This is a genomic window from Thiomicrorhabdus sp. ZW0627 (assembly GCF_029767005.1).
GTDB lineage: Bacteria > Pseudomonadota > Gammaproteobacteria > Thiomicrospirales > Thiomicrospiraceae > Thiomicrorhabdus.
On record NZ_JARUQR010000001.1, the window covers coordinates 934,193 to 948,628 of the forward strand.

At 47.1% G+C, this 14,436-nt stretch carries 10 protein-coding genes and 3 tRNA genes; 3 read left to right on the forward strand and 10 right to left on the reverse strand.

The window, feature by feature from the left end; translation table 11 throughout:
* Positions 1–88: 88 nt before the first annotated feature.
* The 7 genes from QCB45_RS04515 to QCB45_RS04545 form a co-directional block, all read right to left on the reverse strand.
* Positions 89–1,663: a peptide chain release factor 3 gene (locus QCB45_RS04515; RefSeq protein ID WP_279419656.1), complete on the reverse strand. Its 1,575-nt coding sequence runs from the start codon at positions 1,661–1,663 to the stop codon at positions 89–91.
* 84 nt (positions 1,664–1,747) lie between these two features.
* Complete coding sequence (secF, locus tag QCB45_RS04520; RefSeq protein ID WP_279419657.1) at positions 1,748–2,761, reverse strand: protein translocase subunit SecF; 1,014 nt, start codon at positions 2,759–2,761, stop codon at positions 1,748–1,750.
* A 9-nt stretch (positions 2,762–2,770) separates the two neighbouring features.
* A complete protein-coding gene (gene secD, locus QCB45_RS04525; protein ID WP_279419658.1) occupies positions 2,771–4,654 on the reverse strand; it encodes a protein translocase subunit SecD in 1,884 nt (627 codons plus the stop codon).
* Positions 4,655–4,727: 73 nt separating this feature from the next.
* A complete protein-coding gene (yajC, locus tag QCB45_RS04530; protein ID WP_279419659.1) occupies positions 4,728–5,057 on the reverse strand; it encodes a preprotein translocase subunit YajC in 330 nt (109 codons plus the stop codon).
* Between the two features lie 142 nt (positions 5,058–5,199).
* On the reverse strand, positions 5,200–6,312 hold the full coding sequence (gene tgt / locus QCB45_RS04535; protein ID WP_279419660.1) for a tRNA guanosine(34) transglycosylase Tgt: 1,113 nt from the start codon (positions 6,310–6,312) through the stop codon (positions 5,200–5,202).
* A gap of 30 nt (positions 6,313–6,342) precedes the next feature.
* On the reverse strand, positions 6,343–7,407 hold the full coding sequence (gene queA / locus QCB45_RS04540) for a tRNA preQ1(34) S-adenosylmethionine ribosyltransferase-isomerase QueA (protein WP_279419661.1): 1,065 nt from the start codon (positions 7,405–7,407) through the stop codon (positions 6,343–6,345).
* A 187-nt stretch (positions 7,408–7,594) separates the two neighbouring features.
* On the reverse strand, positions 7,595–9,529 hold the full coding sequence (locus tag QCB45_RS04545) for a GGDEF domain-containing phosphodiesterase (protein WP_279419662.1): 1,935 nt from the start codon (positions 9,527–9,529) through the stop codon (positions 7,595–7,597).
* A 229-nt stretch (positions 9,530–9,758) separates the two neighbouring features.
* Here QCB45_RS04545 and QCB45_RS04550 point away from each other — a divergent pair.
* Together QCB45_RS04550 and QCB45_RS04555 are read left to right on the forward strand one after the other, a co-directional pair.
* Positions 9,759–9,845, forward strand: a tRNA-Leu gene (locus QCB45_RS04550).
* Positions 9,846–9,883: 38 nt separating this feature from the next.
* Positions 9,884–9,960: transfer RNA gene (locus QCB45_RS04555), tRNA-Val, on the forward strand.
* A 180-nt stretch (positions 9,961–10,140) separates the two neighbouring features.
* On the opposite strand, the gene QCB45_RS04560 is transcribed toward QCB45_RS04555, so the two are convergent.
* Together QCB45_RS04560 and QCB45_RS04565 are read right to left on the reverse strand one after the other, a co-directional pair.
* The gene (locus QCB45_RS04560; protein ID WP_279419663.1) at positions 10,141–11,130 is read right to left on the reverse strand and encodes a hypothetical protein; all 990 of its coding nucleotides are present in this window, start codon (positions 11,128–11,130) and stop codon (positions 10,141–10,143) included.
* Between the two features lie 49 nt (positions 11,131–11,179).
* Positions 11,180–13,321 carry a YjbH domain-containing protein gene (locus tag QCB45_RS04565; protein ID WP_279419664.1) on the reverse strand — a complete coding sequence of 714 codons (2,142 nt, stop codon included), beginning with the start codon at positions 13,319–13,321 and terminating at the stop codon, positions 11,180–11,182.
* A gap of 399 nt (positions 13,322–13,720) precedes the next feature.
* On the opposite strand from QCB45_RS04565, the gene QCB45_RS04570 reads away from it, so the two are divergent.
* A tRNA-Asn gene (locus QCB45_RS04570) sits at positions 13,721–13,796 on the forward strand.
* A 76-nt stretch (positions 13,797–13,872) separates the two neighbouring features.
* Here the strand turns inward: QCB45_RS04570 and QCB45_RS04575 are convergent.
* Positions 13,873–14,340 carry a GNAT family N-acetyltransferase gene (locus QCB45_RS04575; protein ID WP_279419665.1) on the reverse strand — a complete coding sequence of 156 codons (468 nt, stop codon included), beginning with the start codon at positions 14,338–14,340 and terminating at the stop codon, positions 13,873–13,875.
* Between the last annotated feature and the right edge of the window lie 96 nt (positions 14,341–14,436).

The window sequence follows — 14,436 nt, forward strand, 5'->3', positions numbered from 1 at the left end:
GCTGAGAATTCATAAAGGCCTAAAACAACAAAAGCCCTGCAAGAACCATCCTGCAGGGCTTTTTTATTGCCGAATTTATACTTTGTGATCAGTGTTCGCGTGTCGCAACGAACTGCAAGTTCGGCCAACGCTCTTCCGTCAAAGACAGGTTCACGCGTGTCGGAGCGATATAAACCAACTGATCCGCCGCATCATACGCCACGTTGTCGCGTACTTTCGCCAGAAACTTATCAATCTCCGCCTTATCGCCGATCACCCAGCGCGCCGTGTTGACATTCACAGGCTCGAAAATACAGCTCACGTTGTATTCATCCTTCAAACGCTGCGCCACCACTTCGAACTGCAGGATACCAACCGCACCCAAAATCAGATCGTTGTTGGCAATCGGACGGAACAGCTGGGTCGCCCCCTCTTCCGAAAGCTGGGTCAACCCCTTTTGAAGTGCTTTCATCTTCATCGGATCCTTCAACTGGGCACGGCGGAACAGTTCCGGTGCAAAGTTCGGAATACCGGTGAACTTCAATTCTTCGCCTTCTGTAAAGGTATCACCAATTTTGATCGTACCGTGATTATGCAAACCGATGATATCACCAGGATAAGCCTCTTCTGCCTGCTCACGCTTGTTCGCCAGGAAGGTAATCGCCTTGGCGATTTTCACATCCTTACCAATACGCACATGCTTAAGCTTCATCCCCTTCTCATACTTTCCGGAAACGATGCGCATGAACGCAACGCGATCTCGGTGCTGAGGGTCCATATTCGCCTGAATTTTGAAGATAAAACCGGTCAACTTACCTTCATCCGCTTTGACCAGACGTGTCTCGGTTTCACGATCTTTAGGCGGCGGTGCATACTGGGCAAATCCATCCAGTAATTCCTGCAATCCGAAGTTGTTTACAGCCGAGCCGAAAAACACAGGGGTCAGCTCACCTTTTAAGAAAGCGTCCAAATCGAATTCATGACTTGCTCCGCGAACCAGTTCAACCTCATCACGTAATTCCTCAGCCTGATCGCCCAACAACTCATCCAGACGAGGATTGTCCAAACCTTCAATCAGCTCACCTTCAGCTGCTCTTTGGCCGTCTGCCTGTGCAAATAAACGGATGGTATTGTTATAAAGGTGATAAATCCCCTTAAAACGTTTGCCCATCCCAATCGGCCAAGTCATAGGAGCGCAGTTGATTTTCAGCACTTCTTCCACTTCATCCATCAGGTCGATCGGATCACGCCCTTCACGGTCCAATTTGTTGATGAACGTTAGAATGGGTGTATCTCTCAGACGGCAAACTTCCATCAATTTGATGGTACGATCCTCAACCCCTTTCGCCACGTCGATGACCATCAGAGCCGAATCCACTGCTGTCAGTGTACGGTAAGTGTCTTCCGAGAAGTCTTCGTGACCCGGAGTATCCAACAAGTTCATCATCACGTTTTTATAAGGGAACTGCATGACAGAAGAGGCGACCGAGATACCACGCTCCTGCTCCATCTTCATCCAGTCGGACGTCGCGGCACGGTCGGTCTTACGGCTTTTGACCGCACCCGCCATCTGAATGGCGCCACCGTATAACAGCAATTTTTCCGTAACGGTGGTTTTACCCGCATCCGGGTGGGAAATAATCGCAAAGGTTCTGCGCTTACTGGTTTCCAATTGTAATGACATCTTGCTTTCTCTCAAATAAAAAAGCCAGGTAGCAGGCTACCTGGCTTGCTCCTGACGGCAAACCCGCCAGGCCTGTTCATATCTTTATTTCTTTGCGTTCGCCGCCAACTCTCGGGCTTCGCGCTTCGCTTCCTGCTCAAGGAACAAGCGCTGTAATTCCGCTTCCTCAGCTTCTTTGTCCACACCCTCTTTTGGCGCTTTCATCAAGTCTTCTTTGGACACGCCCAACAGGATTGCAATCGCACTGGCGATGTAAGTCGAAGAATAAGTACCGACGACCACACCGACAATCAGAGCCAAGGCGAATCCGTGAATAATTTCACCGCCTAGGAAGAACAACGCCAACAACACTAATAAAGTGGTAAGGGACGTCATAATGGTACGCGACAGCATCTGATTCACCGCGGTGTTCGTCACACCCACAGGCTCACCTTCACGCATGGTTCGGAAATTCTCACGCACACGGTCGAACACAACAATCGTATCGTTCAGGGAATAACCGATAACCGCAAGAATCGCCGCCAACACCGTCAAATCAAACTGGGTTTGAGTCCATGCAAAGACACCCAAAGTAATGATCACGTCGTGAACCAAAGCAGCAACCGAGCCCAGCGAGAAACGCCACTCGAATCGCAAAGCAACGTAGATCAGAACCCCGATCAACGCATACAGTACGGCCAAAGCACCATCTTCCGTCAATTCATCACCCACCTGAGGTCCAACGAACTCGACACGACGCAAAGTGATGTCGCCATCCGTACTCTCTTTCAAAGCATCCATAACCTGGTTGCTCAACTGGGCCGAGTTCAAACCTTCTCGTGGCGCAATACGGATCAACACGTCGGTTGCGGAACCGAAGTGCTGTGCGACAGCCTCATCGTATCCGGCTTTGCTTAGATCGGTTCTCACTTCATTCAGGTCAACCGCTTCCGGATAAGAAAGCTCAATCAAGGTACCACCAGTGAAGTCGATACCGAAATTCAATCCCTTAATCCAAAGCCCCGCAAAAGAGGCGATGATCAATAGCACTGAAAACGCCATCGCCAGATGACGTTTTCCCATAAAATCAATCTGTTTTTCCATTGTAGTTTCACTCATGTCGGCATCCTAAATTGACAGTTTCTCAACGCGCTTATTACCGTACATGACGTTAATGATGGCACGAGTTCCCAATATCGCTGTGAACATTGAGGTTAGTATCCCGATGGACAAAGTGATCGCAAATCCTTTGATCGGTCCGGTTCCGAAACTGAACAGTACAATCGCCGCCAACAACGTGGTGATGTTGGCATCGGCAATGGTGACGAACGCTTTTTCATAACCAGCATAGATTGCGGTTTGAATGGAACTGTTTCGTAATTCTTCACGGATACGCTCGAAGATCAGAACGTTGGCATCCACAGCCATCCCCACCGTCAGAACGATACCAGCAATACCCGGCAACGTCAGAGTGGCCTGCAACATGGATAAGACCGCAACGATAATCACCAGATTCAACGTCAGCGCCAAATTGGCCACCATACCGAAAGTCTTATAACGCCATGCCATGATGATCAACACCAGAATAAATCCGACGACAACCGACATGAATCCTTGATCGATGTTGTCCTGACCCAAGCTAGGCCCGACCGTACGTTCTTCGACGATTTCCATCGGAGCGGCCAAAGCACCCGCACGCAATAACAACGCAAGGTCTTGTGCCTCTTGCGGCGAATCCAAACCGGTAATCTGGAAACGGTTCGCAAACTGTCCGCGAATGACCGCCGCATTGATTACGTCCTTAGTAGTAATGCGCTTTTTGACTTTTTCACCGTTCTGTTCAATCGTCTCGACGCGATTTTCGATGTAAACCACCGCCATACGGTTACCGACGTTCTCCTTGGTGGTAGCCAACATTTTACGTCCACCGGCACCGTCCAAGGTAACGTTAACCATCGCAGAACCCTGCTGAGGATCGATACCGGACTGGGCGTTGATAACATTTTCACCGCTGACAATCACACTACGCTGTAACAAAATCGGCGTTCCGTCACGGAACTTGTACAGTTTCGAACCATGAGGTGCATAGCCGGTCTCTTCTGCTCGTCGAGCATCGCCACGCTCTTCAACCAAACGGAATTCCAACGTTGCCGTCGCGCCAAGAATCTCTTTGGCACGTGCCGTATCCTGAACACCCGGAAGCTGAACGACGATGCGGCGATCACCCTGCTGTTGAATCACCGGCTCGGCCACACCCAATTCGTTAATACGGTTACGCAAAGTTGTGATGTTCTGCTGTAACGCAAATTTCTTAGTGTCGGCGATCGCTTTCGCTGACAAGCTCAACTCCACCATCGGAGAAGCGGTGTCCGGGCTGGCCGTTGCCTTCAAATCTTCAGAGTATTCATTCTGAAGAACCTGCAAACCGGCCTGCATGGTTTCAACATCCTTGAACTTGACCCACAACTTTTCGTTTTCATAATCCGCACCGATATAACGCACCTTATGGGTACGCAATACGCCTTTGACTTCGTCCACGTAACGCATGTAGGCCTTGCCGACCGCCGCGTCCATATCAACATCCATCAAGAAGTGAACCCCGCCTCGCAAATCCAGACCCAGATACATCGGTTTCGCGCCCAATGCGGTCAAGAAATCCGGTGTTGCAGGTGCAAGGTTCAAGGCCACTACAGCGGTACGCCCCAATTCATCTTTCAACAACGATTTCGCTTTCAACTGGTCTTCGGTGTTCTCGAAACGGATCAGGAAATTACCGTTTTCAAACACGGAGGACTTGATTGCCAGATCGGCCGAGGCAAGGACTTGACTGACCTGCTGCTGTGTTTCGGAGGTAAATGTCACGGATTTAGCCGGTGAGATCTGAACCGCAGGATCGTCTCCGAACAGGTTCGGCATGGCATAAATCAAACCGATGACCGTGGCTAAAACCAACAGCACGTATTTCCATGCCGGATAGCGGTTTGCAATCAATTTTTGTTGTGCTTGAAACATAGTTAAAATCCAGTTTTTAAGGATTATGAAACAACAAAAGGGGCGTTTGCCCCTCTTCTAAAATCACGAAAACTTATTCGCCTTTCAATGTACCTTTTGGCAATAGGCGTGAAATGTTCTGACGCTCGACTTTGACCAGAATACCATCGGCGATTTCCAGATCACAGAAAGTCTCACCCAAGTCACGAATCTTACCGGCCAAACCGCCGTAAGTAACGACTTCGTCACCCTTTTTCATCGATGCTACCAGCGCCTTATGTTCTTTTACTTTTTTCTGCTGTGGGCGAATCAACAAGAAATAGAACACCACAAACAACAATACTAGTGGGATCAAACCTTCCCAGCCGCCACCTTGTGCCGCTGCTGTACCTTCCGCCATTGCATCGCTAATAAAAAAGCTCATCTGTTTTCCTCCTAACTAAATCATATAAAAGCGTTTCGCTGTGGCACATATTGTGGCACAGCTTATTGTAAAAATCTGCTAAAAATCACCAGGCCTGTTCATTTTATTGCAATTCGTTTCCAACGACCTGCAATCACCCTGCTTACAGTTCAGGAACCGGTTCGCCGATACCGTCATAAAACGACTCGACAAACTCGTCCAGACGATTCTCGGAGATGGCATCGCGCAGCCCGCGCATCAACGTCTGATAGTAGTGCAGATTATGAATCGTATTCAGGCGAGCCCCCTGGATTTCATGACACTTGTCCAGATGGTGCAAATAAGCCCGCGTGTAGTTCTGACAGGTATAACAATCACACTGTGGATCCAACGGCTCCAGACTCGTCTTATGTTTGGCGTTACGGATCTTAACCACGCCTTGCGAGGTGAACAGGAATCCGTTGCGGGCATTACGGGTCGGAATAACGCAATCGAACATATCGACACCGCGGCGTACCGCCTCCACGATATCTTCCGGCTTACCCACTCCCATCAAGTAGCGAGGCTTATCCTTCGGCATGTGCGGCTCGGTGAAATCCAGCGTCGCCATCATCTCTTCCTTAGGCTCACCCACCGAAAGGCCACCAATCGCATAACCGTCAAAACCGATCTCTTTCAAACCTTCGATCGATTCAACACGCAAATCTTCATACATGCCGCCTTGTACGATACCGAACAGAGCCGACGGACTGTCACCGTGCGCATCTTTGGAACGTTTCGCCCAACGCAGAGACAACTGCATCGATTCTTTCGCCACTTCGTGAGAGGCTGGGTAAGGCGTACATTCATCAAAGATCATGACGATGTCCGAACCGAGCTTGCGCTGTACTTCCATCGACTCTTCCGGGCCCATGAAAATCTTGGCGCCGTCGACAGGACTGTTAAAGGTCACACCTTCCTCTTTGATTTTGCGCATCTTTCCGAGACTGAACACCTGAAATCCGCCAGAGTCGGTCAAAATCGGACCTTCCCAGTGTGTGAAGTCGTGCAAATCGCCATGCAGTTCGATGATATCGGTACCTGGACGCAACGCCAGATGAAACGTATTCCCCAAGATGATCTGTGCACCGGTCGCCTTAACTTCTTCCGGCGTCATCCCCTTGACCGAACCGTAAGTTCCAACCGGCATGAAAGCCGGTGTTTCAACTATCCCGCGTTCAAATTTCAGCCGGCCTCTGCGAGCACGACCGTCTGTATTGTCTAATTCAAATTCCATTCTTATTCCTTATTGCCCAGGTTTAACACCTTAGACTTCCGCCGAAGGGTTCTTCGGCAAGATCAGCATGGCGTCGCCATAACTGAAAAAGCGATACTCTTCCGCAACCGCATGCTCATAGGCATGCATCGTATGTTGATACCCAGCCAATGCAGACACCAACATAATCAATGTCGATTCCGGCAGATGAAAGTTCGTCAACAAACCATCCACCTGTTTAAACTCATAGCCCGGCGTGATGAAGATATCGGTCTCCCCCTGATATGGCTCGATTTCACCGCTGCAGCTGAACAGCGTGGCACTTTCCAGACAACGTACACTAGTCGTTCCCACTGCAAACACTCGCCCGCCTTTCGCACGCGCCTGCCTGACCTGCTCAACCAACGTTTCGTCCACTTCCAGATACTCGGAATGCATCACATGCTCGGAAATATCGTCCACCTGTACCGGCTTAAAAGTACCGGCACCTACGTGCAGAGTGACAAACCCGATATCAACGCCCTTATTTCGAATGTCCTCCAACAAGGCTTCATCAAAATGCAGTCCGGCCGTCGGAGCGGCAACCGCACCCGGTTTACTGGAATAGACCGTCTGGTAGCGCGTTTTATCCTCCTGCTGATCTTCAGGACGCTCGATATAAGGCGGCAAAGGCATATGACCATGCGCTTCAACCAGTTCAAGTGCGGTCTGATCAGACAAGACCTTAAGGATAAACAGCGCATCCTGACGTCCCTGCACCTCCACTTCAAACGCATCTTCAATGATCAGTCTGGCACCGGGTTTCGGCGCATTGCTGGAACGAACATGACTTAAAACGGTGTGCTCATCGACAACACGCTCAATCAGCAACTCAACCTTACCGCCGGTCGATTTTTGGCCAAATAGACGAGCGGGAATCACTTTGGTGTTATTGAACACCAACAAATCATCCGCTTTCAGATAGTTCAAAAGATCGGGAAACCGGGCATCAGCGACGCTGCTGTCAACCTCGGCATTGGGATCCAATACCAACAGACGGCTACCGCGTCGTTCTTGGGCGGGCTGCTGAGCGATTAATTCGTCCGGTAATTCAAAGAAAAAGTCTTGTCTTTTCACGCAGGGAAAATCACCACGGCCGGAGAGAACCCAAACCGAAACGGTGTCCATAAAATAAAGCGTGCTATTTTCGCCTAATTCCCACCTGCTTTCAAGCGCTTAGAGGATATAGACCTACAAACAGGCCCGTTCATTGCAAACAGGCCTGTTCAGTTTCGTAAAAGCACCTACCCAAACGCGAAAGGCGCTACTGAATACGGGTACCTTGAGGAATGAAGCTGTCGCCGCCGCCACCTATGTGGCTTAACGAAATGTTTTCCGGTGCAACCGGACGGCTGAATAAATACCCCTGACCGATATCACATCCCAGATCCGCCAGAAGTTTGCGCTGTTCTTCGGTCTCGATCCCTTCGGCCACCACCACCAAATCCAGATCATGAGCAAGATTGATAATCGATTTGGCAATCGCATACTGGCGTTTGTCTTCAAGAATATTGACCACGAACGCGCGATCCACCTTCAACGTATCCAACGGGAAGAGCGTCAAATAGTGCAAAGACGCAAAGCCGGTTCCAAAATCATCCAGCGCGATCGAGAACCCTTCGGCCTTCAGATGCTGGATTTTCTCAATACTACGCTCGATGTTGTTCAACAGGATGGTTTCCGTCAATTCAATCTGAACCGACTCGGGATCCACCCCCAAACGCTTGAATTGGTTGATTGCCTGATGACAGAAATTGTCATCGGCAAACTGACGGGCAGACACGTTGATCGAATACTTCATCTTCACGCCCTGCTCCTGCCACTTGATGATTTGACGGCCCGCTTGCGAGATCATCATCTCACTCAACGACCAGATCAACCCCGTTTCTTCCGAAACCGGAATAAACACAGCCGGTGAAGGCGCTTGACTGCCGTCTTGCGTAATCCAACGCGCCAGCACTTCGACACCAATGGTCTGGCCGGTTTTCATGTCCACCAAAGGCTGATAGTGAGGTTGAATCAACCCGTCCTGCAGTGCATTCTTAAGCTGCGACTGCAATCCAACCATATTCGACGCATGCTCCGCCATCTCATGTGAAAAGAACTTCATGCTCAAACCTTCGTTCTTAGCACGGAACATCGCCGCATCGGCATTTTTGATCAAGGTTTCCGAGGTCATACCATCACGTGGATACACGGCCACCCCAACACTAGTACCGATACTCAAGCTGTGTCCCTGAATGACAAACGCCTCTTCGAGCAGCTGGTTCAGATTATTCACGCAATTCTGTATATCCGTCGGCGTCACGCCGCCTTGCTTTACAATCACAAACTCATCCCCGCCGAAACGGCTGATCACACTCTTGTATTTCTGCGCCCAACCACTCTGGAAGCGTTCAGCCACCTGTCTAAGCAGCTCATCGCCAATCGTATGTCCGTGCGCGTCATTGACGTATTTGAAACGGTTCAGATCCAGGAACATCACCGCAAACTCCTGATGCTCCTCCGCAAGTTGATCCTGAAGGATCAATTCGGCCATATGATCGGAAATATAACGACGGTTAGGCAAATTGGTCAAAGGGTCATAAAACCCCATCTTCTTCAATTTGTCATCGGTCAAACGGCGCTCGGTTACATCAATATTGGTGGAACGGATTCCGATAATCTCACCGCTGGCTCCATGAACGGCACCGCACAAGTGCTGAATCCAACGAACCTCACCGGTTTTGGTTACGATGCGGAACTCGATATTCTCCGGTTCACCATGGTGATTCACGTTGTGGACGTGGCCATACCAATACGCTTTATCATCCGGATGGATAATCCGATCCATAAAGTTGGGATTGTCATAAAACTCTTTCTGCGTGTAACCGGTCACATCCATCACCGCTCGTGAAACGTATTCATACTCTCCTTCAAGGGTACGGATATAGGTGAACTCCAATGAAAAATCAACGGCAGCCTTGAACAAGGAACGCTCTTTCATCACCTTGGCCTGCAGCAGATTGACCTTAATCAACAGGATGGCTACAAAGAGAGTCGCAAGTGTCGGCATGACAAAGTAAGAAAGACGCATCTCCGCCTGAATCTGCGTAAACTGAATATAAGCAAACGGCATGATAAACGCCGCTCCCAGAATGATCGACTTGATATAGATCATCCATTTATCCTTATTTTCAATAGTATTGAATATCGCCATTCGCAGTTTCCTTAATCCACAGGGAATTAGCCCTATAACTTTTTTTGAACATGGATTATTAATAATTCCTATAAATCAGTCAAAACACTAATTTTTATCTGCCCACTAAAATTGCCAATAGCAAAATAGGGAATTACGAAAAACGGATAAAAACAAAAAAGTCATTAAAAGTGTCTGACTGGGTTGACACTGCTTTTCCATGATCCTATAATGCGCATCTTCACAACAAGCCAGTGTGGTGAAATTGGTAGACACGTCGGATTCAAAATCCGATGCTAGTGATAGCGTGGCGGTTCGAGTCCGCCCACTGGTACCATTTTTAAGTTCTCAACTTAAAAATACACTTTCTATTGTACGACCGTAGCTCAGTTGGTTAGAGCACCACCTTGACATGGTGGGGGTCGGTGGTTCGAGTCCACTCGGTCGTACCAATCTTTTACATCAAAAACGCTTCAAAATTCATTACGATTACACACTCTCGTATCATTTCTATATTTACAACCCATACATTCCCATTTTTATCCCCAACACTTTTTTCAGACATAAAAAAACCCCGCCAAAATGACGGGGTTTCTTATATTCAAAATTTCTAAATTTGAAATTCGAATCGATTACTGTGCGCCTGAGACAGTCGTCGTACCAGAAGTACCAGAAGTACCAGAAGTACCAGATACAGTTACCGCATCTTCCGGAACCGTAATGGTTACTGCAGTAAATGTTGCCGGAAGGCTATCATCTGCCGTATTCGCAGCATCCGCTGCCGTTGTTTGCGCACTAACAACAACCGTTGGAATGGTTGAGTCAGTTGGAGGCGTATAGCTAACCAAAGCCGCGTTTACATCATTCACAGCGTTATACACTGTGCTGCTTGTCGTCACAAGAGTCGACTGCAAATTAGTGTATGCAGTTGACGTAGTATCTGTAACTAGCTGAGAGGCAACGTTCTTAAGTGTTTCCGACACATAGTTTTGGGTAGAGTTCGTCCCAGTCGTGTCCGTTTTAAGATAGTTTACAAAAGCCTTAGTAGCCAATGAGAAGTTATAACGTTCCTCTTGCGCCGTACCATCCAAAGTACCGGCATTTGTGACTCTCGAAGTAATCTCAGCCATAGACGACAACATGGTTGCAACTTGCTGAGAAACCCTAAACAAGCCCGCATCAGCAATAGGGTTAACATCCAAGCTAGTAAAAGTCGTACCATAAAAAGAGTTGACTCGTTCCAAAGCTCCAGAACCGTATACTACACCGAGTGTACTAACTGGAGTGATGTATTGTGAAGTAGACGGAGCCGCTAAAACACCATTAAACGCCTGATTAGTAGCAGTATCAGTACCACCTTTTGCCAAAAGGTTATAGACTGTCACATCATTAGGAACATTCAACGTGAATTTTCCATCTGCCCCAGAAGTAGTACTCGCCTCACCGGCGTCACAAATGTAGTTTTTATTAACATCGGCACACACCGTTGCATCTGTAATATTCCAATCCACTACCGTACCAGTTACGGCAGTTGTAGAACTGCTTGAGCTACTGAAACAACCAGACAAAGTCAATGACCCCAAAGAGGCCAAAATAGCTGCTGAAATTAAACTTTTTTTCATGACATTCCCCATAATTAATATAACCAAAAGCTGTTATTCAAATTTCTACCTATTTTAACCACTTTTTTACTAATGATTTCAACTGTTTTTTTGTATTTTTTAAATAAACAGGAGTCAACCTTCCGGAATCCATTACAGAGTCGTGTGGCTCGTAGGGTTGAGCGGCATAAAAACCAAAAGGTTTATACTTCGAATCCCCGATATTCGGGTTGTATGCGGCATCATACGGATCATCTGTAAGCGTCTGAATTCCATACCTCCATTTACCCTCTCCTCTCACGGTCACAGGTCCCAAAGAAAGTGCTTTTCTTGGTGTCAGTGGAACAGTCAAAGCAACATACACTTTTTCATATCCGGAATCTTCACGAATCAAACTTGCCCTAAACTGGGAATCACCAACATAGGATTTCAACGTAAACTTAGTGGTCAAATCCTCATTAACATAAGTGCCTCGCTCTACATTCAAAGACATACCTTGTTCCGGCCAGAAATACTCATAACCGTTAAAACCGTAAAAGTAATCATCATGATAATTTGCGGCTCCCTTATCACTCCAGCTATAAGCTCCGTAGCCATAAATCTGATGACGCCCACCAAATCCGTAATAACGCCATTCATCAATCAACTGATAGGTATTCAACCCCTCTTTCAAAGGGTGATGATATGAAACCGTATTGACAAACCCTTTAAAAGGAACCAATGTCTGCTGCAGTACGGCCTGAATGTAGTCAGAAGGAACAGCATAGCCTTCAAAGAATCCGCCTGATTCATAATGGTAGCTGTTATGCAGCAAATCCATACGATTGATACTGATTCGACCACCTTTCCACAGCTCGGAACTGACTTCCGTATTAAGCCCGAGGGAATATTGATAAACGCCAACCTCGGAACCGATTGTATTACTCAGAACCGGGGACACTTTCACAGAGACCCATTCCGTCCGCCCCTTTTCAACATCCCAATCAGACTGGCGGTCTGAAAACAGGCCAAGCTGTTCAAAGTGCGGCTCAAAATACCTAGACTTATGATTATTTGCCGGTTTTTCCAAAGCCCAATTTGGACTTAACTGAACCTTAAGCACCGGGTTTTGCTCGCTCCAAACCTCTATTTGCAAATTGGCGATCTTATTTTGATCTGCATACCCAGAACTCAAAGCAATAACTTGAGCCAAAGCATCTTGCTCACTCCAATCAAAAGCACGGTTTTGATAACGTATATATAATGTGTCTGCATCCTGCTTCGCCGCCACAAATTGCAACCCGGCATCCTCAAGGTCTTTTACCAAAGTCTGGATTGAAACCGAGTCCGCTTTCGCAAACATACCTACCTTATTTGAAGAGACTTCATCAGCAAGGTCTTTCTCAATTTTATCTTCCTTCTTTTCGAGACTTACCCGATAAAAGTCCAAATCCGGTTTATCCTGTTTACTTTTCGCAAAGTCCTCTGGAAACACTTTATATTTAACCGGGACTGAATCCACGTTCTTAGGCGAAACGTTTTCAACAGGCCTCTCCACATCCATGGATGAGGCCACTTCGGAAGCTTTCGCTCCCAGCGGAACTACGAGTGACAGTCCAACAACGGAATCCTCATCTGGCGCATCGCTCAATAAACTGGCTTGTGCATTCAGGTGAGCATGACTGCCGAAAAGATTCGATAAACGATAACGTAGTCCAGCACGCTTATATAGACCATCATATTCAGCAAGAGCGGCGAAACCATACAGCAGTTCCAATTGCACCCCACCAAAAACCCCATCCAAATGGCTGGCGTTGCTGGAGTCCGGATTACGAGCGTACCCTAAACTGATTGAGCCAAGTTCGTTAGCCAACGTTCCAACCGCATAATACCGACGAGAATTAATCACCTTTCCCGCTATGTCCTGTCCACCAACGGCAACTTTAAAATGAGGACTGAATAGTTCAAAACTGTATTTGGCATTTCCAACCAAGTCCCGTCTATAAAAATCATTATATCTATTAGGATCCGCCCCTTGCCTATGAGACTCATTAAGACCAACTTGAACCTCAAACCCTTTCCAGACGCCTGCTGTTACATAATAATTTTCTGCTTCCAGGTCTTTTGGGTAACCCGGAAATAAAAAGTTATTCACGCCGTAACCTAAAGCCCCATACTCAATCACTTGAGCTGTCGGCACAAGCAACAACCCTGTCGTTCCTTTAAAGCTCATTCCGCTGTTTTGGTAGATGTCTGCGCCAGAAGAGGTCGCGCAAAAAAATGAAGTGGAAAATGTTGTCAATCCAACAAAAAACTTAGATCGAAAGCCTATCACCTAAATACCCTTACAAATTCAAAGAAAATAAGATGCATTATAACGGCTTAAAATCCATCCAAATGGAAACTTAGCCAGTAAAAGCTTGATTTACAGTGCAATTAATAACACTTAACAAGCATCTAAACGAATATGAATAATTTTGAATTTAAGGTGGCCTATATTTACCTTAATATTGAAGCCTACGGCTCCAATGCAGATCAGCGTCAAAAAATGAAAAAAAATTAAAAAAGGGGTTGCAGGGGAAAGATATTTCCCTATAATACGCACACATCAAGCGATTGCTTGAACGACTAATCCCGATTAGTTCAGTTGGTAGAACACCGGACTGTTAATCCGTATGTCGCTGGTTCGAGTCCAGCATCGGGAGCCATATTCTAAAGCCAGGTATTTCATACACTTACAGTGTTTTGAAACCTGGCTTTTTTATTTTAAGGTCCATTTTCTTTTTACAAAGATAGTTTGAGCTTTTTTCCACCAGAGATTTCAAAGCCATTCTGCTCGTAAAAATGGAGTGAGGACTCAAACTCCGGTAAAGGTGGCGTTGTCACTTCCAGCCTGTGCCAGCCCTTCTGTTTTGCTAATTTGATCACGGAATCAATCAGAGCCTTACCAATGCCTTTTCCTCGGAATTTAGATGACACATAGCACTCGGGGATTGTGCCGTATGCGCCTTGCGCATAGAGTGCATAACTTTCATAGGCTGCGATCATGCCTACCGGCTCACCTTCCAACCAAGCTATCAATGCAAAATACTTGTCTTTACCAATCAGTTCTTTAGCCTGTTTCAATGCAGCTTCATACTCAAACTTGAAATACACTTGGTTCATCGTCGACATGATTTCATCCAACAACGCTCCCACCATTTCAACCAATACAGGAATATCTTCTGTCTTTACCTCTCGCACCTTTAACATACTTCCCCTCTCCAATCTAACTGATCAAATTTTTCAACACAAATCACAACCCAATCAATAACAAAAACCACACACTTAACCAGACTTTAATTTAAG

Bases quoted from the DNA above. Each gene is read 5' to 3' on its own strand.
- QCB45_RS04515 (WP_279419656.1), bottom strand. From the start codon at position 1,663: ATGTCATTACAATTGGAAACCAGTAAGCGCAGAACCTTTGCGATTATT.
- QCB45_RS04560 (WP_279419663.1), bottom strand. From the start codon at position 11,130: ATGAAAAAAAGTTTAATTTCAGCAGCTATTTTGGCCTCTTTGGGGTCA.
- secD (WP_279419658.1), bottom strand. From the start codon at position 4,654: ATGTTTCAAGCACAACAAAAATTGATTGCAAACCGCTATCCGGCATGG.
- secF (WP_279419657.1), bottom strand. From the start codon at position 2,761: ATGAGTGAAACTACAATGGAAAAACAGATTGATTTTATGGGAAAACGT.
- QCB45_RS04565 (WP_279419664.1), bottom strand. From the start codon at position 13,321: ATGAGCTTTAAAGGAACGACAGGGTTGTTGCTTGTGCCGACAGCTCAA.
- tgt (WP_279419660.1), bottom strand. From the start codon at position 6,312: ATGGAATTTGAATTAGACAATACAGACGGTCGTGCTCGCAGAGGCCGG.
- QCB45_RS04575 (WP_279419665.1), bottom strand. From the start codon at position 14,340: ATGTTAAAGGTGCGAGAGGTAAAGACAGAAGATATTCCTGTATTGGTT.
- yajC (WP_279419659.1), bottom strand. From the start codon at position 5,057: ATGAGCTTTTTTATTAGCGATGCAATGGCGGAAGGTACAGCAGCGGCA.
- QCB45_RS04545 (WP_279419662.1), bottom strand. From the start codon at position 9,529: ATGGCGATATTCAATACTATTGAAAATAAGGATAAATGGATGATCTAT.